The sequence below is a fragment of the Streptomyces sp. NBC_01304 genome (assembly GCF_035975855.1).
GTDB lineage: Bacteria > Actinomycetota > Actinomycetes > Streptomycetales > Streptomycetaceae > Streptomyces.
This window is the reverse complement of the sequence record NZ_CP109055.1, coordinates 4,549,528-4,571,290: the sequence shown is the minus strand read 5'-3', so window position 1 is coordinate 4,571,290 and position 21,763 is coordinate 4,549,528. Positions and strand designations below refer to the sequence as shown.

Here is a 21,763-nt window from a genome sequence, read left to right as displayed (position 1 = left end):
CGCGTCACGCCTGACGGTCGAGGCAGGTCTGGAGTGCCTTCTCCGCGCGGGCGAGGAGCTGCTTCGCCTTCGCGAGTTCCGGGGAGGACTCCGCCGCCTTCAGCGCCGCGCTGGCGGCCCTGTCCTCCTCCTGGGCCTTCTGGTACTTCACGTACGCCTCGTCGCGCTGCTTCATGAGCTCCGCGAGGTCGTCCTCGGTCAGGCCCATCTCCTCGGCGTCCTCGCTGAGGTCGCGGTAGGCGTCGCGCGCCTCGTACCAGACGACGTGCGCGTACTCGACGCGGGAGTCGGTCTCGAACGCCGTGAGTTCCAGCTCCTCGATGTCCACGGTCATCTTGCCGATCGTCGCCTTGTGCCGCTCGACGGTCTTCTCGTACGCGGCGCACGGCGGCTTCGGGGCCGCGTCGAGGGCCTGCGCCGCGGAGGCCGGCAGGGCCAGGGCGAGCAGGGAGAGGCCGGTGACGGCGGCGCGGGCGAGGGTGCTGGGTGCCACGGATGAGCTCCTTCGGCTGAGGATTGACCAGAGGGGTAACCCGCCCATTACGTATGATTTCGACCGGCAACATGAAGCGGCGCACCCAGCGGCTCCGGGCGCTCACCCGAACGGCGCGCGACCCCGCCGAACTGCTCGGACGCGGTCCGTATGTGCGGTATGGGTGGCGAACTCGCTTACAGGTGTGTTGGATTCATGCCAAGCCGCTCACTCGATGGCGAGCGATACATGGGGGCAGGGGGACACAGTCATGGGCTTCTGGGGTTACTACGTCGTCGGCCGCAGCGCGCGTCCGCTCGCGGAGTTGGCCGCGCTCAGCGGCGTACGCGACGGGCTGACGCTGCACGAGCAGCGCGCGGACGGCTGGCAGATCTGGGAGGCCACCGTGCCCGAGGTCGGCTCGATGACCAAGGTCGCCGACGAGACGGGGGCGCCCGCGCTGTTCGGGTTCGTGATGGACAGCGACTGCGTGGCCGTCGAGGCGGCGGGACCCGAGAGCGGGGCGTGGAACGCGTGCCTCGCGCGGGAGGCGATGGCCGGGTATCTGGGCGCGGACGGCAAGGAGCCGGACGACCTGTTCCTGCCGCCGCGCGACGCCGCCGAGCGGGCGGTCGGCTGGGCCGCGGAGGCCGGGCGGGTGGCGGACGTCGAGCAGGTCGAGCAGGTGCTGAACGCGCCGGCCGAACCGTCGGCCGAGCTGCTCTTCTTCCGGTTCCTGGAGCGGCTGGGGATCCCGGGGCAGTGAGGGCCGGGGCCGAGTGACGTTTCCGGGAAGCGGAACGCAGTAAGGGGAAGTAGCGCGTCCGCAACGCCCCCGGAGGTCCCGTGCCCAGCCTGGTGGAACTGATCGCTCAGGCCGACGAGCGAGGCCTCGCCGCGAGCGGCCTCGCCTGTCTCGACCGCTGCCTGCCCCTGCTCGACGCCCCGGACGACGCGCTGCGCCCGCTGTGGGCGAGCCTCGCGGAGGGCGAGTGCTGGAGGGTGCCGCTCGGGTTGGTGCGGGACGCGCTCCCGGGGCCTGCCGCGCCCGGCCACGGCTCCGGCGACGCGGCCGCGCTCGCGCTGCGCATGCTGGCCGCCGTGCCCGCCGAGCGGTCCGGGCCGGGTCTGCGCGAGTGGGCCGACGCCTGCTCGGCGGCGGCGCTGCAGATCCACCGCGGGCTCGACGTGGCGGGGGACGGGCCCCTGGCGGCCGGTGAACTCCAGCGCCAGATAAGGGTGTTGGAGCTGCTCGCGGGCCGCGGGGTGGGCGGCCTTCGGCAGGCGGTCGACGTATCGACGGAAGGACGCCGCATCGTGCGGGCCGTGGTGTCGCGGCGGGCGCGCGGCAGGGTCTGAGAGCCGCAGGTCTGAGGGCGCGGGTCTGAGGGCGCGGGTCTGAGGGGCACAGAGGGGGCCGAGTGTTTCGGGCGGGGCGGGTTTCGTGGCGGTCGTGGGGAGTGCTCGCGGTGCCGGTCGCCGGGCTGTTGGGGCTCCTGCTGTACGTCGACGGGGGCGGCGGAGACGATCCGTCGGGCCCGGCGCCCGTGCGGGCCGGCGCCGACGCGGCGCTGCCCGGCGGCGGGAAGGCGCGCCTCTCGCGATGCGGGAAGGGCGGCATGGTCCGGGAGGAAGCGGGCGGCAGCCTGCGACTCACGGTGCGCAGTTACGGCTATCACAAGCTCAAGGCCAAGGACCGCGGCCGCTTCATCGTCAACGCGACCGTCGCGGCCGAGGACGAGCCCCTGCTGCTCAAGTCCCCCAAGGGATCGGCCGGTCGGATCCCCGAACTGCGCGGCGCCGTCGAGGTGTTCGGGCCGCACGGACAGGGGCGCATCGCGACCGGTGAAGGGCTGCGGGTCACCGCGGTCGGGGACGTCCTGGGCAAGCCCTTGAAGTCCCCCGCGTCCGGAGCCTTCCGGATACACCGGGACCGGGACGTCCTGGTGGAGGTGGAGCTCCCCGCGCGGGCGGTCTGCCCGGGGCTCACCATCGAGGACCTGAACACGTCGAAGCCCTCGCCCTCCAACGACGCCCTCGACCACCCCGTCCTCACGCTGATCCTCTCGGGTCCGGAGATCGGCGCGTACCGGCAGCGGACGGCCGAGGACCGGTACGGTGACCGGCTCGTCGCGGCGCCCAACTCGCCTGCCGACACGCACGTTTGAGCGCGCAGGGCCGGCGGCCCGGAAGCGGCGTGGGGCCTGGATGAGATGGATGAGCTAGATGAGCAGCGTCTTCACGACGACGTCCCCGGCCTCCGCCGCCCGCACATAGAACTCCGTCAACTCACGGTGTGCCTGTGCGAGATCGTCCCGCCAGGCGGCCGCCGCCTCGGGCTCGGGCGCGCCGTGCCAGGCCGTGTGGTCCTCGAGCCGGGCCCGCCACAGCTCCGCGAAGTCCGCGCCGACGAGGAACTCCGTTGCCCGGGCGACCAGTTCGGGCCCGAGCACCACGAAGGGCGGCATCCGCTCGTCCTCGCGCGGGATCACCTGCCCGGCGCCGAGCACCGGCAGGTCCCGGAACTCGCCCGTGCCCGGGCGGCCTCTGGTGCCGGTGTAGAGCTCGTCCACCGATACGTACCTCTTGTCGAGTACCACTTCCCGATGCTCGGCGCAGCGCTCGCGCACCGCGTCCCAGTCATCGGCGAACAGCCCCTCGAACCAAGGGACATCGCCGCGCAGCTCGCCGGGCGGCACTGCTCGCAGATGGAAGTACATGCTCACGCCCCCTACTTCCCCGCCGCCGAGAGCTTCGCCAGCTGCGCGTCCAGTAGGTCCTGCGGCAACTTGGCCCCTGCGGGGTCGGTCCGGTGGATGGTGAGAAACAGCGCCACGGTGTCGCCTTCCCGTACGGCGGTCCAGTTCAGCGGCACCCGCTGCCCCTGCGCCTCACCGGTCATCGTCCAGGCCAGGGCCTCGTCGCCGCCCTCGGGCGCCTTCCCGCTCCGCACGGATACATACGTCAGCGTCGAACCGTCGCTGTTCCCCCTCGTCTTGAACCCCGACCCGCAGGCCCCGATGGCCGTACGCAGATCCGCGACGGTCCGGGCCGCCCCCACACCCTCGTACGACATGAGGACGGTCGTGACGGCGAGCCCCGCCGATGTCGTCGACCCGTACGAACGGCTCGTCCACGCCTTCGCGGCCGGGGTGCGCTCGACGCCGGACGCCGTCGCGTCGGCGAGCGCGCGGCACTCGGGCCTGCCGGCGGTGGGGCGGGCCGCCTTGGCGTCGTTGTCCACGGCCGTGTAGCCCTTGTCCTTCGCCTCCGCTTCGGTGACCAGGGCGGCCTTCAGCCGGGCCTCGCCGAGGACGGCCGTGGCGTCGCCCTTGGCCTTCGCCTCGGCCTTGGTGGAGGTCGGCTCGGGCTGCCGCTGCTGCGAGCCGTGCTGCTTGCCGCCCTTCCCGGAATCCGAGTCCGAGTCCGAGCCCGAGCAGCCCGCGACGAGGGTGAGCGAGGCGAGGGCGGCGAGGCCGGCGACGAGGGGGCGTACGCGCATGTGGTTCACGTTGTTCACGGTGCCTTCGGTCGTACGGGGGTGCAGCCGGACACCTCTACAGCGCGGGGCGTTCCCCGCGCGTCACACCCCGCGCGCCGAGTGACGATCTCCGCCCGGCCTGCGCTCTGCACTTACGTGACCCCACCACACCAGACCCCGCGCCCCACCCCCGCCAAGCCCACCCGCTGGGCCGCCGACACGGTCTCCATGCTCCGTGAGGGCGCCCGGCTGCGCCTCGACTACACCCCGACCAGCCTCTGGAGCCTGGACCGCCTCATCGCCGAAATCCGCCGCGAGAACCCGCCGCACGAGGCGATCGCGACGACGCTGCGCGGCTTCGGGGCGTACGCGGGCGAGGTGCTGGTCCGTCAGGCGGGCGCGGTCTGGGAGGAGGCGTACGGCGGCTGCCGGGTACGCACGGCGGACGGCCGGCTGTGGGATCCGGTGGAGGAGGCGCGGCTGTGTTTCGAGGGGGAGGGGTCGTTACGGCTCTTGTGCTGGGATGCGTTGCGGGGTGTGGGGGAGGGGGATGGGACCCAACTGCATTAGATCCCGCTGCAATTGACTCTCTGAATTGGCCGTCCTGGGGGCTTTCTGCTGAACCTCCGCCGCATCCGGAAGGTATTGCTTTCTGCGCCTATGTCGGAGAAGTCCTCGTGCGGAGGGCCGGCACGGAGTGGGTCGACTTGTTAGGAGGGGGCTAGTGGTGGCGACATTTTCAGAGATACAAGCCTTGTTGGGTGCGCCCCAGTTCAATTCGTCGGACCCGGAGCCGTGGCTGGCGCTTCAGCAGGAACTCGGTGTCGAATTTCCTGTCGAATTCCGTGAGATCGTCGATGCATATGGCTCGATCGAGATCAACGGGCAGTTGTATCTGAAGCACCCGGCCGGTCATCTTCTGCATGATCTGGGGACGATGATCAGGGGGGACCTAGAGCTCTGGAGCGAGGAGGACATGGCGGAATTCCTGCCGAGTCCGGTAGGAGCGAACCCTGGCGAATTGATGCCGGTGGCGACGGCTACGACGGGGGAGGCGGTTTTCCTTCGTGTTCCTGAAAGCCCTGCTTCGCCATGGCGAGTCGTGGTTCAGGAGATGGATAGTCCGGCGTGGACTCTCTACGCGATGACGTTCAGCGAGTGGCTGCTGGCTTATCTCGAAGGTAGGGACGTGACGCTGTGTTCTCGCGACCGTGCGCCTGATGGGACGTTCTGGGAATTCCTGCCCTAGAAACGGCTGTGGTTCTCAGCCTGGATTGACGACAGCGACGGCCCGGGCTCCGGTACTGGAGCTCGGGCCGTGGCCGGGGTGGCCGGGGCCGGCTGGTGACGGCGAGGAGCCGCCGCCAGGGCCACGACGGTTGGCCCGTCCGCTTCCTGGACCACCCCGCAGCCGATCCACCAGTCGTCGTGGGCCCAGGCGCGCATTTCGAGGAGGGACTCTCCGGAGGGATCGAGGCAGAGGTGCCCGGCGGATCGAGGCAGAGGTGCCCGGCGGAATGGCCCGCCCTGGGGCACGTCAGGTGCCGCGCTGAATCGGATGCCAACTCGCCGATCAGCGCCAGGAGTTCCATTTGAGTCATGACAGGAACCGGTGCAGTGATGTCTTCATGCTGCGTACGAACCCGACCTGGGTTTCCTCGGGAACGAGGTCGAGCGACAGGTACGGATTCAGGTCCTCCAACTCCACCAGCAACAGCTCCCCCTCCTGGGTGCGACAGGCGTCGACCCGCTGGATGCCGTGGTCGAGCGTGTTCCAGTCGATGAAGCGCCGCGCGAAGTCGAGGTCCGCCTCCGTGGCCTCGTACGGCTGGAGGTCCCAACGGCGGGCGGGGTCGGGGGCGTTGAGCGCGTACTGGAAGGTGTCGTCGACGTAGTAGAAGGACACCTCGTAGCGGAAGTCGATGCGCGGCTGGACCAGGACGGTGTCGTCGTAGGTGAGGCCGGGCAGTTCCTCGCGCCCCACAAAGGTCAGGCCTATCGAGTCCGCGCCCGCCTTCGGTTTGACCGCGTACGAGTCGACGAGAGGCAGGCGGTCGAGATCCTGGGGGCGGTCGACCGTCGGGATGACCGGGTAGCCGGCCGCGGTCAGGTCGAGGAGGTACTGCTTGCCCGCCATGTCGGCCCGGCCGGACAAGGGGTTGTAGACGCGGGTGCCGCGGCGGAGTGCCTCCGTGCGGAACGTGTCGTACGCCTCCTGGTAGTGCAGGACCGGGCCGCTGTTGCGGACCACCACCGCGTCGTGGGCGTCCATCAGGGCCGTCGCGTCCAGGGGGTGGCACAGGGCGAGGTCGAAGTCCTCGCGGAGGCGGGCAGTGAGGGCGATGTCCTCGTCGCAGTAGCGGCGCCCGCGGGCGGGGTAGGCGAGGTCGGTGACGTAGAGGAGGCGGGGGCGAGCGGCGGGCACAGGGGGTCTCCCAGGATCCGGGGCGGGGCGGGGCGGACGGGCGGTCGTTCATCGTCGCACCGGGTGCCGGTACGCGACGACGGCCGGCCCCTCCGCGAGGAGAGCCCGGCCGTCGTGACGTACGAACGAACAAACAGCTCTTACGGCGCCAAGGTCTGGCCCAGCCGGGCCCCCGCCGGTGTCTTGAGCACCGAGCTCGAGTAATACACCGGGTTCGTGAGCGAGATGCCCGAGCTGGTGCTGTCCAGCTGGAGGATCGTGCCGTTGCCCGCGTCCTCGCCGTCCGCGCCGATCGCCACGTCCGCCCGGCCGTACCCGCTCAGGTCCGACAGCGTGACGGACGAGCCGAAGCGGTCGCCCGCCTCCGTCGAGCCGGGGATGCCGGCCGTGTCCTGGCTGAAGTCGCGGGACGAAGTGCCCGTGATGCCACCGGAGTCGGACTTCAGGAGCCAGGTCGCACCGGCGTCCTTGCGGGACGTGGTGCGGGTGATGTCCTCGCCGGGGCCGCCGACGAGCAGGTCCGCGCGGCCGTCGGCGTTGAAGTCGCCGGCCGAGACCGAGTAGCCGAAGCCGTCGCCCGACTCGGAGGCGCCGGGGACGCCGGCCGTGGACTGGGTGACCGTACGCATGCCGGTGGTCGTGAAGCCGGTCGCCGTGCCCGGGAGCATGACGACCTGGCCGCCAGAGTTGCCGGCGGACTCGGAGGCGTACGGCTGGCCGATGACGATGTCGTCGAAGCCGTTGCCGTTGAAGTCGCCCGCCGTGATCGAGCGGCCGCCCTTCACGCCCGACAGGACGCCCTGCTTGCTCAGGCCCGAGCGCGAGCCCTTGAACCAGGTGACGTAGCCCTTGCCTGCCGGGTCGCGGTAGTTGAGGGCGACGTCCGCGTAGCCGTCCTTGTTGAAGTCGCCCGTCGCCGAGTCGACCGACTGCAGTGCGCCGGACGAGCCGGTCAGGGCGCCGCCCATGCTCGAGGTGTCGCTGGTCCGGACGTCCCAGCTGCCGCCGGTGCCGGGCGCGACCGTGAAGACGTCGGCCTTGCCGTCGGAGTTGAAGTCCGCGACCGCGACGGTCGAGCCGAACTTGCCGCCGGTGGCGTGGAATCCGTCGTCCAGGGTGTAGGACGTGCCGGTGTTCAGGGCCGGGCCGTAGAGGATCGTTACTGCACCGCGGTCCGCGTGGCCGGACGTGTCGTCCTCGCCGGGGACGCCGATCGCGAGGTCCGCGTAGCCGTCGCCGTTGATGTCGCCCCAGGCGTTCGAGGCGCCGAAGTTGTCGCCGGCCTCGTTGGCGCCGGGGACGTCCGGGCTGGACTGGGTGATCGTCTTCTTCGAGCCGGCGACCGGGCCGTTCAGGCCGCCGGGGACGACGGTCAGGGAGCCGGCGCTGCCCGAGGCCTTCGGGGTGCCGGCGACCATGTCGTTGATGCCGTCACGGTTGAAGTCGGCGGTCGCGGCGGCCGCGTTCTTCAGCGGGCTCGCGGTGAGGTCGCGGATCGTGCCCAGCTTCGAGTAGAGGTTCGCGCCGGGGCACTGGGTGGCGTAGCCGTCCTTGTGGCCCGAGATGACGTTGAAGGACTTCAACTCACCGTTGTGCGGGTCGCCGTTGGCGTCCGTCAGGATCTGCTGCAGCGTTACCTTGCCCTTGGGGTCGCCCGCGTACTGGCCGAGCTTCCAGGCCGCGACCCGCGACGCCGACTCCAGGGCGGCCCGGGTGGGCTTGCCCGCCGGGATGTTCTGGGCGGCATCGCCCTCGAAGTCGCCGAGCAGCGCGATGCCCGTCGAGTACGAGTTGTAGCCGACGGTGTGCGCGCCCTTGACCGGCAGGTCGGCGCCGCCGCCTCGGCCCTCGAAGATCTGGCCGCACTTGTCGACCAGGAAGTTGTAGCCGAGGTCGTTCCACTTGTTGACGTTGACGTGGTACTCCATGACGCCGCGCACCAGGGAGGCCGACTCGGCGCAGGAGTAGTTGTTGGCGCCCACCGTGTGGTGGATGAAGACCGCCTGGACCTTGTCGATGTACTCGGCCGGGTCGTCGACGATCGACTCGTCGGCGCCCCACGCGGCCCTGCTGGTGATCGGCGGGCGCTTCACCGTGGACGGGAGCGGGACCGGCTTGGTCGGGGTGGGCGACGGCGAGGCCGTCGGGGTGCCCGAGTCGCTCGGCGCGGGGGAACTGGTCGCCGGGTCGCCCGTCGGCGGGGTCTCCGGGCCGGAGGGCGGCTCTTGTGGGGTGGAGGTGCCCGGGTCCGGGGTCGGAGTCGGGGTCTCCTCTTCGGCGTACGCGACCGGCTCGGCGGGGTAGGCGGCGGGCGTCGTGCCCTCCTTCAGAGCCGGGTTCGCGGCCTCCTTGGCGGTCACGCCCGGGTCGACCAGATTGACCTCAAGCCCCTTGGGCAGTGCGGCACTTGCCGTTCCGTCGGCGGCCACGACCTGTACCTCGACGCCGTCGGACGGTCCGACCCAGAGCGGCTCGGAGGCGGCCCGCAGCCCGGCCGGGGCGACGCCCTCCTCGGGCAGGTGCAGCTCCAGGTCGAGCCCCTGCCAGCCGCTCCACTGTCCGGTCTCCACGGACCGGGTCCGCACCTGAGCGGTGCCGTCCAGCTCCTTCTTGGCCCCGTCCCACGAGACACCGAGCAGCGAGAACAGTTCGGTCCCGGTACGCGGCAGCTCCCGCTCGTCGCTGCCGTCGGCCTTGAGCGCGATGTCGTGCACCTCGGCGGGACGCTTGGTGCGCTCGCCCGCGGCGTCGGTGCTGTCGCTCTGTCCGGCAGTGGCGTACGTGACCGCGCCCGCGCCCCCCAGCACGACGGCCCCGATGGTCAGCCAGGCGCGGCGCTTCAGGCTCAGTGGCTGATACGCGTGCTTGGTCGACCTGTTCCGCTTTGTGCGTTCTGCCCGCGGGCTCACACACCCCACCCCTCACTGAAGTTCACAAATACCTCACCCGTTGTACGGGTGTCGTTCCATTCAGCGGTAGACCTCCGAAGAACGTCACACGTTGTGCGGATGTGGCTCACGTCACTCAGTGGGAGGCGGTCCACCTGGCGGGGGCCGGAACCTGTGACGTTTCTGTGTGCCGTGGCGCAGTAGCCCGTGGGGAGACATGGGCACGGTGACCGGTGCCGCATCCGTACGAAGAGGAACGCGTGGGGCAGGGAGCGGAGCCTCGTCGTCGTGGGAAAGCGTTCGACGAGGAGCTGGGCGCGGCTGTGGCGCGGGCCCAGGAGGGGGACGAGGGGGCCTTCGAGGTCGCGTACCGGCTGGTGCAGCCGGGCATGCTCGGGTACCTGCGCGGACTCGTCGGGGACGAGGCCGAGGACGTCGCGGCCGAGGCCTGGCTGGAGATCGCGCGGGACCTCGGGCGGTTCCGGGGCGACGGGGCCGGATTTCGCGGCTGGACCGCGACCATCGCGCGGCACCGGGCCCTCGATCATCTGCGCCGGCTGAAGGTAAGGCCGCGGGCATCTGGGCTCGAGCAGGATCTGCTCGAACTGCCGGACGGGCGCGACACGTCGGCGGAAGCGCTGGAGTCGATCTCCACCGGTGCGGCGCTCGAACTGATCGCCGGGCTGCCACGGGACCAGGCGGAGGCGGTGCTGCTCCGGGTCGTGGTCGGGCTCGACGGGCCCTCGACCGCCCGGGTCCTCGGCAAGCGTCCGGGGGCCGTGCGGACCGCGGCGTACCGCGGGCTGAAGCGGCTCGCGGAGCAGGTCGGGCCGGGGCGTGTGACGGATGACGGGTCGCGGACGCTGGGTGAGACGAGATGAGTGCCAACGAATTTCGGCCACGCGGAGAAGCGGACGAGCCCGAGGTGCGCCAGGCGTGCCAGGGCGAGCACGTTGAGCGCGTTCTGCCCGGCGAAAGTGAAGGCGACGGCGAAGGCGCGGGCTCAGGCGCAGGTGCCGACGCCGGTGCCGGCGACCACCCGGAGGACCCGCGCCTCGACGCCGTGCTGGCCGAAGTGGCGGACGGGCCCGAAGGGCGGAGCGTACGTGCCGAACGGCCCGCGCTCGGCGAGCTGTTCCAGGCCGTGGCCCGTCCCACCGACCCCGACCCCGACGACCACGCCCTGACCGAGGCGCTCGGTGCCTTCCGGGCCGCCCGTGATTCCGGCGCGCTCGCGGCGCGCCCCCGGCGGCGCGACGACTGGCGGCCGCGCTCGCCCCGGCAGCGGTTCGCGGTGCGGGCCACGGTCGGCGCGTTGCTCGCGGGGCTGACGGTCGGCGGCGTGGCGGTGGCGGGCATCGGCGCGCCCGCGGATGAAGAACAAGAGCCCAAGTCCCTTGCTGAGCCGAAGAGTTCGCCTCCAGTCGCTACGTCCCCCACGGCGCCTTCCAGTGAGCCGACGACCCCCGCGACCTCGCCCCGCCCTTCGGCCTCCAAGGCCCCGGACGCCACCAAGGACCCCCTCCACCCACAGCGCCCGTCACAGGCCGCACCCGCCCAGGACCTGGAAGCGCTGTGCTGGGCCTTCGCCAAGGTCGAGGGCCGAGGGGCCGCGATCGACGCGACGGCTTGGCAGCGCCTGGTCGAGGCGGCGGGAGGGGAGGCCGACGTGCCGGCGTTCTGCGCCGACGAAGTGGGCGCCCCGAAGGGGCGCGGGGAACTGCGCGACCAGCCCCCACCGACCCGCAGGTGACAAGCAACCAGCCGCACCGGCCGGCAGCAGCCAACCCCGCCAACCCGCAGAGCGAACGACCGGGGCCGCCACCCCCCACAGGAGAGGCCCCGGTCGTCGCACGGGCGGACCGGCATGCGGTCCGTACTTACATCAGCGCCATGCATGCGGTTTCTGTCACACCGCGCTGCGTCACCCGATAGTTGCAGGTTGTACAAACATCGATGTGAGGCCGTTCCGACATGGACGGGAGCCCCATTCAGGCCGTAGCGTGCTGGTTCGCGCCGACTGCGACATGGGCGGGATGAGGGACGTGCTGGGGGACGACGCGGAGCTGACCACCGCGGTGCTAGCGGCACAGGATGGGGACGAGACCGCGTTCCGTTCTGTGTACCGCGCAGTGCACCCGCGGTTGTTGGGCTATATACGCACCCTCGTCGGGGATCACGACGCCGAGGACGTGGCCTCGGAGGCCTGGCTGCAGATCGCCCGCGACCTCGACCGGTTCAGCGGCGACGCCGACCGCTTCCGGGGCTGGGCCGCCCGCATCGCCCGAAATCGCGCGCTCGACCACATCCGCATGCGCGGCCGCCGCCCCGCGATCGGCGGCGACGAGGACGAACTCACCGCAAAGCCCGCAGAGTCGGACACCGCGGGCGAGGCGATGGAGGCCCTGGCCACCGGCGACACCCTGGCCCTGATCTCCCAGCTCCCGCAGGACCAGGCCGAGGCCGTCGTGCTGCGCGTGGTCGTCGGGCTCGACGCGAAGAGCGCGGCCCAGACGCTCGGCAAGCGTCCGGGAGCCGTACGCACCGCCGCGCACCGGGGCCTGAAGCGGCTGGCCGAGCTGCTCGGGGAGAACCCGAACGCCGACGGCACGCTGGAGGGCGTACCACCGCAAAGGGCGCATCGCAGGCGCGCGGTGACCTCGGCGGGTGTGACGCATTCGCGGTCGCGGACGCAGAAGGACATGTGATGGCCGACGAGCACTTCAAGTGGCTGAGTGAGGACGCGGCGGAGCGTTTGCTCCGTGGCGAGCCCCTCGACGCCGTCGACGGTCATGAGCGCAAACAGGCGGAGCGGCTGGCCGAACTGCTCGATTCCGTACGCACCGTACGTCGCCCGGCCGCGCCCCACCACCCTCACCACCACCCCCAGCACTCCCAGCACTCCCGGCACTCCCAAGACGAACAGCACCCCGTGCCCGCCGGGGCCCGGCACGACGCGGCCCCCGCCCACGACACCGGCCATCCGTCCGGCGACCTCTCGGCCGGTGAACTCCCGGGCGAGGCCGCCGCGTTGGCCGCGTTCCGCGTCGCGAACGCCGTCCGTGCGGCCGACGCGGCCCGGGCGGAAAGTGCGGCCGAGACCGGCGCCGTCCGGATCGGCCGCGCACCGGCCGCCGCCCCGCGCACCCGCTGGGGCCGGCCCATGCGCTTCGGTCTGGCCGCGGTGGTCGCCGCCTGCACGCTCGGTGGGGTCGCCGTGGCGGCCGGCGCCGGGGTGATCCCGACCCCTTTCGGCGGGCGGGAGGCGCCGCAGCCCGGCGCCACCGTGTCCGCCGAAGCGACGCCCTCCGCGCAGGAGTCCCCGCGGCCGGACATCTCCAAGCCCGGACTCGCGGGCGAGGCCTCCGAGTCGCCGGACGGCAAAGCCTCTTCGCAGGCGCCGGGCGGGCAGGCCACACCGGGTGGCGCACCCTCCTCGGAGGCCGGACGGCAGCCCACCGGAGACGGTAAGGACGAGGGCGACAAGGGCAAATGGGCCGAGCGTGCCATCGCCGCCTGCCGCGCCTACCGCAACGGCACCCTGGACCCCGAGAGCAAGAAACGCCTGGAGCGGGCGGCGGGCGGCGCCGAGCGGGTACGGCGCTTCTGTGACCGGGTGCTCGATGCGGCCGACGACAAGCCCGACAAGGGCAAGGGCGACGACGGGGACGGCACCGACCCGCAGTTCGGCGTCGGGGACGGCCCCGGTGACGGCTACGCCGGCGGCTCCTCCAGCAGCGTGGGCAGCGGCAACCACCACGAGAGCAACGGCTCGGCCGGCGCCCCCGCGGACCCCGACCCGACCTACTCGACCCCGGTCGAGACCCCTGCTGCCACCCCGGCCGCGACGCCCAGGGCCACCACCTCGCAAGGGGTGTGACACTTTTCGGCCTCGCGGCGCAGTATCAAGTGAGCCGACTGGTCATCGGCCCACTGCACAGGAGCCGGGGTTCCCCCCGTACCCCACGGCTCAGTGCACAGGCAGGGGTGGGACACGTTCCCCCGGTCCCACCCCTGCCACTAAAACCAGGGCCACTAAAACCAGGCCCCCGGCCGGGGCTCACCAGTAGATGACGACCTTGTCGCCCTTCTGCACCTGGCCGAAGAGCGCCGCGATCTTCCCCTCGTTCCGCACATTCACGCATCCGTGCGACGCCCCGCCGTACCCCCGCGCCGCGAAGTCCGACGAGTAGTGCACCGCCTGGCCGCCGCTGAAGAACATCGCGTACGGCATGGGGGTGTCGTACAGCGTCGAGACGTGGTGCCGGGACTTCCAGTAGACGCTGAACACGCCCTCGCGCGTGGGCGTGTACTGCGAGCCGAAGCGGACGTCGACCGTCGAGACGACCTTGCCGTCGATCATCCAGCTCAGCGTCCGGCTGCTCTTGCTGATGCACAGCACCCGGCCCGTGAGGCAGCGCTTGTCCGGCTTGGCGGGCGGCTGGTCCCCGCCCGCGTACAGCTCGAAGTAGCCGGGCTTGCTGGTCATGCCGACCAGCTTCTTCATCGTCACCGGGTCCGTGTCGCCGGTCTTGGCCAGGCCCCGCTTCTCCTGGAAGCCCTTGACGGCCTTGACGGTGGCGGCGTCGTACTTCCCGTTCGGGTACTGGAAGTACCAGGCGATCTGCCGCAACCGGGCCTGCAGTTCGCGCACCTGCTTGCCCTCGTCGCCGGGGGAGAGCAGGGCCTCTTGGGCATCGGGCTTGGAGGAGGGGCTCTTGGACGGCTTGCCGTCGGGGGCCGTCGCCGACGGCTTCGCGTCCGGCTGCTGCTTGCCGGCGCCGTTGCCGGTGCCGTCCGACGGCTGGACGGTGCAGCTCGTGGCGGCCGCCGCCACCACCACGGCGGCCGCAACCGCTCTCCGTATGCCCGATATGTGACGCATCTGGTCCCCCCGACGTTGTCCTGTGTCCCTAAGAGATGGTTCCCGCGCATGATTGGTTGCGAACACCCGCCCCGCGGTCCGGTGATCTGCGAGCGATCTGTGAGCAAGCTCCCAGCCGGCGGCTCTCCACCCGGCGCACGCCCGCCGCTACAGTCCGTCGCGAGGGTCGTCATTACCAGCGAGTAACCAACGAGCAAGCAGCGAGCAGCTCTAGTGGGAGGCACAGCAAACATGGCGCGCGAGTCCGAATCGGGACTGCCCATCGAGCCGGTCTACGGGCCGGACGCCCTCCAGGGCTGGGACCCGGCCGACAAGCTCGGCGAACCCGGCAAGTACCCCTTCACCCGGGGCGTGTACCCGTCGATGTACACGGGACGCCCGTGGACGATGCGCCAGTACGCCGGTTTCGGTACGGCCGTCGAGTCCAACGCCCGCTACAAGCAGCTGATCGCCAACGGCACCATGGGCCTGTCCGTCGCCTTCGACCTGCCGACCCAGATGGGCCACGACTCCGACGCCGCGATCGCCTCCGGCGAGGTCGGCAAGGTCGGGGTCGCCATCGACTCGATCGAGGACATGCGGATCCTGTTCGGCGGCATCCCGCTGGACAAGGTCTCGACGTCGATGACCATCAACGCCCCCGGCGCGCTGCTCCTCCTCCTCTACCAACTCGTCGGCGAGGAGCAGGGCGTCCCGGCCGACCAGCTCACCGGCACCATCCAGAACGACGTGCTCAAGGAGTACATCGCGCGCGGGACGTACATCTTCCCGCCGAAGCCCTCGCTGCGTCTGATCGCCGACATCTTCAAGTACTGCAAGGCCGAGATCCCGAAGTGGAACACCATCTCGATCTCCGGCTATCACATGGCCGAGGCGGGTGCCTCGCCCGCGCAGGAGATCGCCTTCACACTCGCGGACGGCATCGAGTACGTACGTACCGCCGTGGCCGCCGGCATGGATGTCGACGACTTCGCCCCCCGGCTGTCCTTCTTCTTCGTCGCGCGCACGACGATCCTGGAGGAGGTCGCCAAGTTCCGCGCCGCGCGCAGGATTTGGGCGCGCGTCATGCGGGACGAGTTCGGCGCCAAGAACCCCAAGTCGCTGATGCTCCGCTTCCACACCCAGACCGCGGGCGTCCAGCTCACCGCCCAGCAGCCCGAGGTGAACCTGGTCCGCGTCGCCGTCCAGGGCCTCGCCGCGGTCCTCGGCGGTACGCAGTCGCTGCACACCAATTCCTTCGACGAGGCCATCGCGCTGCCGACCGACAAGAGCGCCCGCCTCGCCCTGCGTACGCAGCAGGTACTCGCGTACGAGACCGATGTGACGGCGACCGTCGACCCCTTCGCCGGCAGTTACGTCGTCGAGAAGATGACGGACGACGTGGAAGCGGCTGCCCTTCAACTCATGGAGCGCGTCGAGGACTTGGGCGGCGCGGTCAGCGCCATCGAGCACGGCTTCCAGAAGAACGAGATCGAGCGCAGCGCCTATCGCATCGCCCAGGAGACCGACTCCGGCGAGCGCGTCGTCGTCGGCGTCAACCGCTTCCAGCTGGATGCCGAGGAGCCGTACGAGCCGCTTCGCGTCGACCCGGCGATCGAGGCCCAGCAGGCGGAACGTCTCGCCAAGCTGCGTGCCGAGCGCGACCAGGCCGCCGTGGACGCGGCGCTGGTGGCGCTGCAGGACGCGGCGAAGGGCGAGGCGAACGTCCTCTACCCGATGAAGGACGCGCTCAAGGCGAAGGCCACGGTCGGCGAGGTCTGTGATGCGCTGCGGGAGGTGTGGGGGACTTACGTGCCCACGGACGCGTTCTAGTCCAGGGTTGCGGCTGAGTGGGTGCCCGGGCGTCGGGGCCTCGAACGGGTGATCCCGGGCGGAACTCCGGCGCCCCCGGTTACTCTCAAGGAGAGTGTTCCCGAAAGGAGGCTGCTGTGGCCGTGACTGTGCACGAGACGTCGCTTACCGAAGCTGCTGACCGCCTCTGGGAAGAGCTGCCCGGGCACCGGGTGGAGATCCTCAACGGGAGCATCGTTGCGACACCGCCGCCGGACGGTTCGCACCGGAACACACTCTCCTGGGTGACCGTGGAGCTTCACAAGGCGGGAGCCCGCGAGGCAGGCCTTCGCTACCTGCAGGGCATCGGCCTCTGGCTGCCCACCGGACCGGACGACTACGCAGTGCCCGACTTCTCCGTCGTCGACGAGGACTACAGGGACGAGCTGGTGGAGAAGAACTGCTACGCCCCTCATGTGTTCCGCCTGGTCATGGAAGTGACCTCGTCGAACTGGGGCAACGATCTGGTGACGAAGGTCGAGACGTATGCCAGGGCCGGCATCCCCGCATACCTCGTCGTCGACCGCAAGCACGACGAGGTCCTGATGTACTCGGGCCCCCACGGGGATGAGTACGGAACTCGTTCCTGCTACAAGCGAGGTCAGGCCGTCCCCGTCCCCGCATCCGTGGGTGTCACGCTCGACCTCTCCGTGGATACTCTCCTCGACGGCGACTGATTCCGTTCCGGGCGCGGGCCGAGCCGGGCCAGGTAGTCCTCGGCCCCTGCCGGGTCCTGGCCCGCCCAGCCGAGATATCCGTCGGGCCGGACGAGGAAGAGTCCTACGCCGTACGCGTCGTAGGCAGCGATGCGTACGGTACGCGCCAACTCGCCCTCGAATGAGGGGAGTTCGGCCTCGGACCCGGCCCCGACGCCGACCGCGAGCAGCGTGAACCGCGGGCCGCGGAACGCGTCGAAGAGCCGCACCCCGCCGACCACCCCGTCCGGCGCCCGGTCGCCCGTCACCAGGGCCCCCGCCGAGCCCACCGACAGCGACGACCCCCGATAGCCCAGGCCGAGCTGCTGGGTCGCCCGCCCCCGCTTGGTCTCGCCGTGATGGACCCGCGTCGACAGGCCGAGCACGTCCGCCGCGATGGGGCGGCGCTCCTCCTCGTACGTGTCGAGCAGGGCGTCCGGCGCCCCGTGCCGCAGCACGAGGCCCAGCTTCCAGCCCAGGTTGTACGCGTCCTGCACGCTCGTGTTCAGCCCCTGCCCGCCCGCCGGCGAGTGGATGTGCGCCGCGTCCCCCGCGAGGAAGACCCGCCCCGCCCGGAAACGGTCGGCGAGCCCGGTGCGCGGGCGGAAGTCGGAGGCCCAGCGGACCTCGGTGACGTCCTCGGCGGCGAGCGGAGTGCGGGCCGCGACGAGCTTGCGTATGCCGTCGAGCGAGAGGTCCACCTTGAAGTCCGGGGCTGCCTCCGCGAACTGGGCCTGCAACTGGAAGTCCGCGGTCCCCGGCAGCGGGTAGAGCGCGAGGAAGCCTTCCGGGGAGGCCGGGAAGAGCTGCCAGTTGTCCCGGTCGAGCGCGCCGGGCGCGAGGCGCACATCGGCGACCAGGGACGGCGCCGGGTCGACCGCCTCGCCCGCCATGGCGATGCCGAGCCCCGCCCGCACGGTGGACCGCCCGCCGTCGGCCGCCACGGCGTAGCGGGCGCGTACGGCCCTGCCCGTAGACAGCTCGGCCGTGACCCCGTCGGCGTCCTGGGTGAGGGCGTCGACCGCCGTGCCGAACTCGACGTCCCCGCCGAGCTGTCGGAGCCGCGCGAGCAGGATCTCCTGGGTGCGCCACTGGGGCAGCATCCAGGGCCGGCCGGCGTACGGCCGGTCCGGGGTGGCCTCGATCAGGTCGTCCGCGAACACGTCGTGCTCGCCCTGCCGCTCCCCGCCGATCCACGCCATGCCGACCAGGGCGGGCGCGCCGGAGGCGAGGGTCTCGTCGATGACGCCGAGGTCGTGGAAGACCTCCAGGGTGCGCGGCTGCAGTCCCTTGCCGCGCGAGCCGGGGAACAGCCCGGCCGCCTTCTCGACGACGAGCGCACGCACCCCGCGCCGGGCCAGATCGACGGCGAGGGCGAGGCCGGTGGGGCCTGCGCCGACCACCAGAACATCGACCCCTGTTTCCTTAACATCGTTAAGTTCCATGGCTCGAAGCGTGCCCTTAACGCTGTTAAGTTGTCAACCCTTAACGGTGTTAGATTTGGTCGGTGGCCACTGCGAAGATCGACCGGGCGCGCGTCGCCGACACCGCCCTCCGCCTCCTGAACGAGGTCGGCCTCGAAGGGCTCTCCCTGCGCGCCATCGCCAAGGAGCTCGACGTCAAGGCGCCCGCCCTGTACTGGCACTTCAAGGACAAGCAGGCGCTGCTCGACGAGATGGCCACGGAGATGCTGCGGCGGATGACCGCGGATCTGGTCTTCGGCCCCGACACCGACTGGCGCGAGGCGCTCGGCGGCGCGATGCGCGGGCTGCGCGAGCACCTGCTGCGTTACCGCGACGGCGCCAAGGTCTACAGCGGTACGCGCTTCACGGACATGTCGTACGCGGTGCCGATGGAGGCCCATCTGCGGGTGCTGACCGCGTCCGGATTCGCCCCCGCCGCCGCGGCGCGGGCCTGGTTCACGGCGTACAGCTACTCGATCGGTTACGTCATCGAGGAGCAGGCCATGGGTCCCGACCCGGCCGCCGGAGTCGAGGGCTACGACCTCGACGCGCGCGCCGAACGGCTCGCGGAGTTCCCCCTTGCGGCGACCGCCGGGGCCGAGATGTTCCGGGACCACGACGCCGGATTCGAGGCGGGGTTGGCGGCCGTGATCGAGGGGATCGGGCGCACGCTGCTGGGTTGAGCGCGGGCTGTTACAAGGTCGCGGGACAGTTCCTTGATGATCGTTACGTCACTGTCGACGTACCAAAATGTCCACTTCGTAGCTTTACCGGCACAAGGCAACAGCCCCCAGCTACGAGGAGCCCACGATCATGCGCTACGTACCCCGCCGTGCCGTCCGCACCGCCGCGATCGTCACCGGCACCATCGCCCTGGCCATCCCCGCCACCACCGCCTTCGCGTCGTCCGAACCCTCGCCCAGCCCCTCCGCCACGAACGAGCCCTCGGCCAAGCCGAAGTGGGGCGAGGTCTTCGAGGTCACCCTCGGCAACGGGGCCAAGGCCAAAGTCCAGGACCGGGGCGGCAAGTTCGTCGCGATCATCAGCGTGAAGGGCAAGGAGATCGCCACGCTGTCCGCCACGCACCCGACCGTGACGCACGACGGCGTGAAGTACGACCTGAGCCCGGACAACGGCCACATCGGCATCACGTACCTCAACGGCAAGAAGGACGAGAAGAAGGACGAGAAGCGGGATCAGAAGAAGGACCACAAGCAGGATCAGAAGCAGGGCCACAACGGCCAGCAGAAGAACGACAAAGCCGCCCCGAAGGGCGGCGTGAAGGCCGGTGCCGAAGGCGTGGACCAGAGTCAGGGCAACAGCGGCAGCCACCCCGCCCTGCTCGCCGCGGGCGGCGGCATGGCCGCGGCAGGCGCGGGTGGTCTCGGCTTCGCGATGCTCCGCCGCCGTCGGGACGAGGGCAACTGACCGGCCCCTAAGCCGTACGCACCGACTGCAGCCGATGCACGTCCCGGGCCGTCCCCGTCACGCCCGAGAGGAAGCCCTGCGCCCGCGGCGAGGCGTTCTCCGTCAGCCAGGCCGGGTCGATGTCGCAGACCGCGACCTCGACCTCCGTGCCGGCGAGGGCGAGCGGCAGCGTGTGCACGACCGTCGAGGGGAAGCTGAGGATCGTCCGGCCGATCGGGCCTCTGCGGGCGATGAGTTCGAGGGGGAGGTCGGGGCGGACGATCTCCAGGCCGGTCTCGCGGGCGAGCCGGTGCAGCTTGTCCGTGGCCTCCCGGCGATGCGCGAAATAGCGGGTCGCGCCGTGCGTACGGGCCAGCTGTCCGACCGCTTCGAGATAGCGGTCGGTGTCGACCACGCCCGTCTCGACCAGTGAAGTCCCCACCAGGTCGGCGCCCTTGGTGATGCGGGGCGGGCCGAAGGTGGCGCGGGTCCAGGCGAAGGCGTTCTCCACGACGGTGACGCCCTCGGGCGCCTCGACCGGCATGGAGGAGAAGACCTCGACCGTACGTTTCCCGCCGGGGGTCAGCCGGCGGCGGGCCGAGGCCGAGAACGGGGCGAAGACGAGGTCGCGTACGCCGAGGCGGCCGCCGCGCCGGTGCCAGCGCACCAGGCGTTCGCCGCGGGCGAGTTGGGAGATGAACTCCATCGTGGCGGTGCCGTCGTCGACGACGACCAGGTCGCGGGCGCGCGTGATGGTGAGGAGCAGCTGTACGTAGCGCGAGAAGGGGTCGCCGATCACCACGCGCTTGGCACGGCGCAGCTTCGAGGCGAGTCCGCCGATGGTGTGCAGGGGCGCCATGGTCCCGCCGCGCGCCTCCTGCCAGCGCACGGTGTGGCCCTGGTCGCGCGCGAGTTCGGCCACGCGGCGCAGCTGGCCCCGGGACATGGGGTCGAGCGGGGAGAGGACCACGATGGTCAGCGCCGAGACCTCGGGGGAGACCGGCACGTCGCGCCGGATCTGCGGGGGCACGGCGGAGAGCGGCTCGCCGACGCGCAGGGCGTCGGAGTGGGCCCACTCCAGGACGTTGAGGAGCTGGACCGGGCTCTCGACGAAGGCCAGGGTCTCCGCCCCGCGCGCCGACTTGGCGGCGCGCGGGGCGGCGGGCCCGGGTTCGCCCGCTGTGGCGGAGCCCGCCGTGGCGGGCGGGCGCCGGCGGCCCGGGATGCGGGGGCTGGGCACTCCCGCATCCCGGGGGGCGCCGGTGGGCCCGTTCGGAGAGGTCACGTCAGACCGCGACCGGCTCGCGGTCGCCGGCCTGGGCGACGACACCCTCGACGCGGCGCAGCTTCTTCATCGGGCCGAGCTCCGACTCGTACACCTTCTTGACACCGTCGCCGAGGGAGGCCTCGATGGTGCGGATGTCACGGACGAGGCGGGTGAGGCCGCCCGGCTCGACGGACGCGGCCTGGTCGGAACCCCACATGGCGCGGTCGAGGGTGATGTGACGCTCGACGAAGGTGGCGCCGAGGGCGACGGCGGCGAGGGTGGTCTGCAGGCCGGTCTCGTGGCCGGAGTAGCCGATCGGGACGTTGGGGTACTCGCCCTGCAGGGTGTTGATGACGCGCAGGTTGAGCTCCTCGGCCTTGGCCGGGTAGGTCGAAGTGGCGTGGCAGAGAAGGATGTTGTCGCTGCCCAGGACCTCGACCGCGTGGCGGATCTGCTTCGGGGTCGACATGCCGGTGGAGAGGATGATCGTGCGGCCGGTGGCGCGCAGCGAGCGAAGCAGCTCGTCGTCCGTCAGGGAGGCGGAGGCCACCTTGTGGGCCGGCAGGTCGAACTTCTCCAGGAACGCGACGGCCTCGGTGTCCCACGGGGAGGCGAACCAGTCGATGCCGCGCTTCTTGCAGTGCTCGTCGATGGCGCGGTAGTCGGTCTCGTCGAACTCCACGCGGTGGCGGTAGTCGATGTACGTCATCCGGCCCCAGGGGGTGTCGCGCTCGATGTCCCACTGGTCGCGCGGGGTGCAGATCTCTGGGGTGCGCTTCTGGAACTTGACCGCGTCGCAGCCGGCCTCGGCGGCCACGTCGATCAGCTTGAAGGCGTTCTCGAGGTCGCCGTTGTGGTTGATGCCGATCTCGCCGGTGATGTAGACGGGGCGGCCGGGCCCGGCGGTCTTGTTGCCGAGCGTACGGAGACGGGAGGTGGAGGTCATGACA

The 21,763-nt window shown here is 71.1% G+C and carries 22 protein-coding genes; 13 read left to right on the top strand and 9 right to left on the bottom strand.

Features of this window, described 5'->3' with window-relative positions; translation table 11 throughout:
• Nucleotides 1-4: 4 nt before the first annotated feature.
• Nucleotides 5-493, bottom strand: coding sequence for a hypothetical protein (locus OG430_RS19920; protein WP_327353900.1), 489 nt, complete (start codon nucleotides 491-493; stop codon nucleotides 5-7).
• 250 nt (nucleotides 494-743) lie between these two features.
• On the opposite strand from OG430_RS19920, the gene OG430_RS19915 reads away from it, so the two are divergent.
• From OG430_RS19915 to OG430_RS19905, 3 genes are all read left to right on the top strand, one after another.
• Nucleotides 744-1,238, top strand: coding sequence for a hypothetical protein (locus OG430_RS19915; RefSeq protein ID WP_327353899.1), 495 nt, complete (start codon nucleotides 744-746; stop codon nucleotides 1,236-1,238).
• Between the two features lie 80 nt (nucleotides 1,239-1,318).
• Nucleotides 1,319-1,831 carry a hypothetical protein gene (locus OG430_RS19910; RefSeq protein ID WP_327353898.1) on the top strand — a complete coding sequence of 171 codons (513 nt, stop codon included), beginning with the start codon at nucleotides 1,319-1,321 and terminating at the stop codon, nucleotides 1,829-1,831.
• Between the two features lie 110 nt (nucleotides 1,832-1,941).
• Nucleotides 1,942-2,640 (top strand): hypothetical protein, encoded by a 699-nt coding sequence (locus OG430_RS19905; RefSeq protein WP_327353897.1) that lies wholly within the window; start codon nucleotides 1,942-1,944, stop codon nucleotides 2,638-2,640.
• 54 nt (nucleotides 2,641-2,694) lie between these two features.
• Here the strand turns inward: OG430_RS19905 and OG430_RS19900 are convergent, their stop codons facing one another.
• On the bottom strand, nucleotides 2,695-3,192 hold the full coding sequence (locus OG430_RS19900; protein ID WP_327359158.1) for a DUF1877 family protein: 498 nt from the start codon (nucleotides 3,190-3,192) through the stop codon (nucleotides 2,695-2,697).
• Nucleotides 3,193-3,203: 11 nt separating this feature from the next.
• The gene (locus OG430_RS19895) at nucleotides 3,204-3,983 is read right to left on the bottom strand and encodes a hypothetical protein (protein WP_327353896.1); all 780 of its coding nucleotides are present in this window, start codon (nucleotides 3,981-3,983) and stop codon (nucleotides 3,204-3,206) included.
• 126 nt (nucleotides 3,984-4,109) lie between these two features.
• Here OG430_RS19895 and OG430_RS19890 point away from each other — a divergent pair, with 126 nt between their 5' ends.
• Both OG430_RS19890 and OG430_RS19885 read left to right on the top strand, forming a co-directional pair.
• Nucleotides 4,110-4,523, top strand: coding sequence for a hypothetical protein (locus OG430_RS19890; RefSeq protein WP_327353895.1), 414 nt, complete (start codon nucleotides 4,110-4,112; stop codon nucleotides 4,521-4,523).
• A gap of 154 nt (nucleotides 4,524-4,677) precedes the next feature.
• Nucleotides 4,678-5,202 carry an SMI1/KNR4 family protein gene (locus OG430_RS19885; RefSeq protein ID WP_327353894.1) on the top strand — a complete coding sequence of 175 codons (525 nt, stop codon included), beginning with the start codon at nucleotides 4,678-4,680 and terminating at the stop codon, nucleotides 5,200-5,202.
• A gap of 348 nt (nucleotides 5,203-5,550) precedes the next feature.
• Here the strand turns inward: OG430_RS19885 and OG430_RS19880 are convergent, their stop codons facing one another.
• Both OG430_RS19880 and OG430_RS19875 read right to left on the bottom strand, forming a co-directional pair.
• Complete coding sequence (locus tag OG430_RS19880; RefSeq protein WP_327353893.1) at nucleotides 5,551-6,378, bottom strand: hypothetical protein; 828 nt, start codon at nucleotides 6,376-6,378, stop codon at nucleotides 5,551-5,553.
• Between the two features lie 140 nt (nucleotides 6,379-6,518).
• A complete protein-coding gene (locus OG430_RS19875) occupies nucleotides 6,519-9,287 on the bottom strand; it encodes an FG-GAP-like repeat-containing protein (protein WP_327353892.1) in 2,769 nt (922 codons plus the stop codon).
• A 239-nt stretch (nucleotides 9,288-9,526) separates the two neighbouring features.
• Between OG430_RS19875 and OG430_RS19870 the strand changes: the two genes are divergently transcribed.
• The 4 genes from OG430_RS19870 (at nucleotide 9,527) to OG430_RS19855 (ending at nucleotide 13,146) form a co-directional block, all read left to right on the top strand.
• Complete coding sequence (locus tag OG430_RS19870; RefSeq protein ID WP_327353891.1) at nucleotides 9,527-10,147, top strand: RNA polymerase sigma factor; 621 nt, start codon at nucleotides 9,527-9,529, stop codon at nucleotides 10,145-10,147.
• A complete protein-coding gene (locus tag OG430_RS19865) occupies nucleotides 10,144-11,019 on the top strand; it encodes a hypothetical protein (protein ID WP_327353890.1) in 876 nt (291 codons plus the stop codon). Before OG430_RS19870 ends, OG430_RS19865 begins: the two co-directional genes overlap by 4 nt.
• A 292-nt stretch (nucleotides 11,020-11,311) precedes the next feature.
• A complete protein-coding gene (locus OG430_RS19860; RefSeq protein ID WP_327359157.1) occupies nucleotides 11,312-11,974 on the top strand; it encodes an RNA polymerase sigma factor in 663 nt (220 codons plus the stop codon).
• A complete protein-coding gene (locus OG430_RS19855; protein WP_327353889.1) occupies nucleotides 11,974-13,146 on the top strand; it encodes a hypothetical protein in 1,173 nt (390 codons plus the stop codon). The genes OG430_RS19860 and OG430_RS19855 overlap by 1 nt, the downstream gene beginning before the upstream one ends.
• A gap of 180 nt (nucleotides 13,147-13,326) precedes the next feature.
• Here the strand turns inward: OG430_RS19855 and OG430_RS19850 are convergent, their stop codons facing one another.
• Nucleotides 13,327-14,151 carry a L,D-transpeptidase family protein gene (locus OG430_RS19850; protein WP_327353888.1) on the bottom strand — a complete coding sequence of 275 codons (825 nt, stop codon included), beginning with the start codon at nucleotides 14,149-14,151 and terminating at the stop codon, nucleotides 13,327-13,329.
• Nucleotides 14,152-14,382: 231 nt separating this feature from the next.
• Here OG430_RS19850 and OG430_RS19845 point away from each other — a divergent pair, with 231 nt between their 5' ends.
• Nucleotides 14,383-15,963 (top strand): acyl-CoA mutase large subunit family protein, encoded by a 1,581-nt coding sequence (locus OG430_RS19845; protein WP_327353887.1) that lies wholly within the window; start codon nucleotides 14,383-14,385, stop codon nucleotides 15,961-15,963.
• Between the two features lie 116 nt (nucleotides 15,964-16,079).
• Nucleotides 16,080-16,658: a Uma2 family endonuclease gene (locus OG430_RS19840; protein WP_327353886.1), complete on the top strand. Its 579-nt coding sequence runs from the start codon at nucleotides 16,080-16,082 to the stop codon at nucleotides 16,656-16,658.
• On the opposite strand, the gene OG430_RS19835 is transcribed toward OG430_RS19840, so the two are convergent.
• Nucleotides 16,583-18,121, bottom strand: coding sequence for an FAD-dependent monooxygenase (locus OG430_RS19835; protein WP_327353885.1), 1,539 nt, complete (start codon nucleotides 18,119-18,121; stop codon nucleotides 16,583-16,585). The genes OG430_RS19840 and OG430_RS19835 overlap by 76 nt on opposite strands.
• Before the next feature lie 62 nt (nucleotides 18,122-18,183).
• Here OG430_RS19835 and OG430_RS19830 point away from each other — a divergent pair, with 62 nt between their 5' ends.
• Nucleotides 18,184-18,822, top strand: coding sequence for a TetR/AcrR family transcriptional regulator C-terminal domain-containing protein (locus tag OG430_RS19830; protein WP_327353884.1), 639 nt, complete (start codon nucleotides 18,184-18,186; stop codon nucleotides 18,820-18,822).
• 130 nt (nucleotides 18,823-18,952) lie between these two features.
• Nucleotides 18,953-19,567: a hypothetical protein gene (locus OG430_RS19825; protein WP_327353883.1), complete on the top strand. Its 615-nt coding sequence runs from the start codon at nucleotides 18,953-18,955 to the stop codon at nucleotides 19,565-19,567.
• A 7-nt stretch (nucleotides 19,568-19,574) separates the two neighbouring features.
• On the opposite strand, the gene OG430_RS19820 is transcribed toward OG430_RS19825, so the two are convergent.
• On the bottom strand, nucleotides 19,575-20,666 hold the full coding sequence (locus OG430_RS19820; protein WP_327359156.1) for a hypothetical protein: 1,092 nt from the start codon (nucleotides 20,664-20,666) through the stop codon (nucleotides 19,575-19,577).
• 166 nt (nucleotides 20,667-20,832) lie between these two features.
• On the bottom strand, nucleotides 20,833-21,759 hold the full coding sequence (locus OG430_RS19815) for an N-acetylneuraminate synthase family protein (protein ID WP_327353882.1): 927 nt from the start codon (nucleotides 21,757-21,759) through the stop codon (nucleotides 20,833-20,835).
• Between the last annotated feature and the right edge of the window lie 4 nt (nucleotides 21,760-21,763).

Bases quoted from the DNA above. Each gene is read 5' to 3' on its own strand.
- OG430_RS19865 (WP_327353890.1), top strand. From the start codon at position 10,144: ATGAGTGCCAACGAATTTCGGCCACGCGGAGAAGCGGACGAGCCCGAG.
- OG430_RS19825 (WP_327353883.1), top strand. From the start codon at position 18,953: ATGCGCTACGTACCCCGCCGTGCCGTCCGCACCGCCGCGATCGTCACC.
- OG430_RS19855 (WP_327353889.1), top strand. From the start codon at position 11,974: ATGGCCGACGAGCACTTCAAGTGGCTGAGTGAGGACGCGGCGGAGCGT.
- OG430_RS19850 (WP_327353888.1), bottom strand. From the start codon at position 14,151: ATGCGTCACATATCGGGCATACGGAGAGCGGTTGCGGCCGCCGTGGTG.
- OG430_RS19845 (WP_327353887.1), top strand. From the start codon at position 14,383: ATGGCGCGCGAGTCCGAATCGGGACTGCCCATCGAGCCGGTCTACGGG.
- OG430_RS19900 (WP_327359158.1), bottom strand. From the start codon at position 3,192: ATGTACTTCCATCTGCGAGCAGTGCCGCCCGGCGAGCTGCGCGGCGAT.
- OG430_RS19915 (WP_327353899.1), top strand. From the start codon at position 744: ATGGGCTTCTGGGGTTACTACGTCGTCGGCCGCAGCGCGCGTCCGCTC.
- OG430_RS19815 (WP_327353882.1), bottom strand. From the start codon at position 21,759: ATGACCTCCACCTCCCGTCTCCGTACGCTCGGCAACAAGACCGCCGGG.
- OG430_RS19835 (WP_327353885.1), bottom strand. From the start codon at position 18,121: ATGGAACTTAACGATGTTAAGGAAACAGGGGTCGATGTTCTGGTGGTC.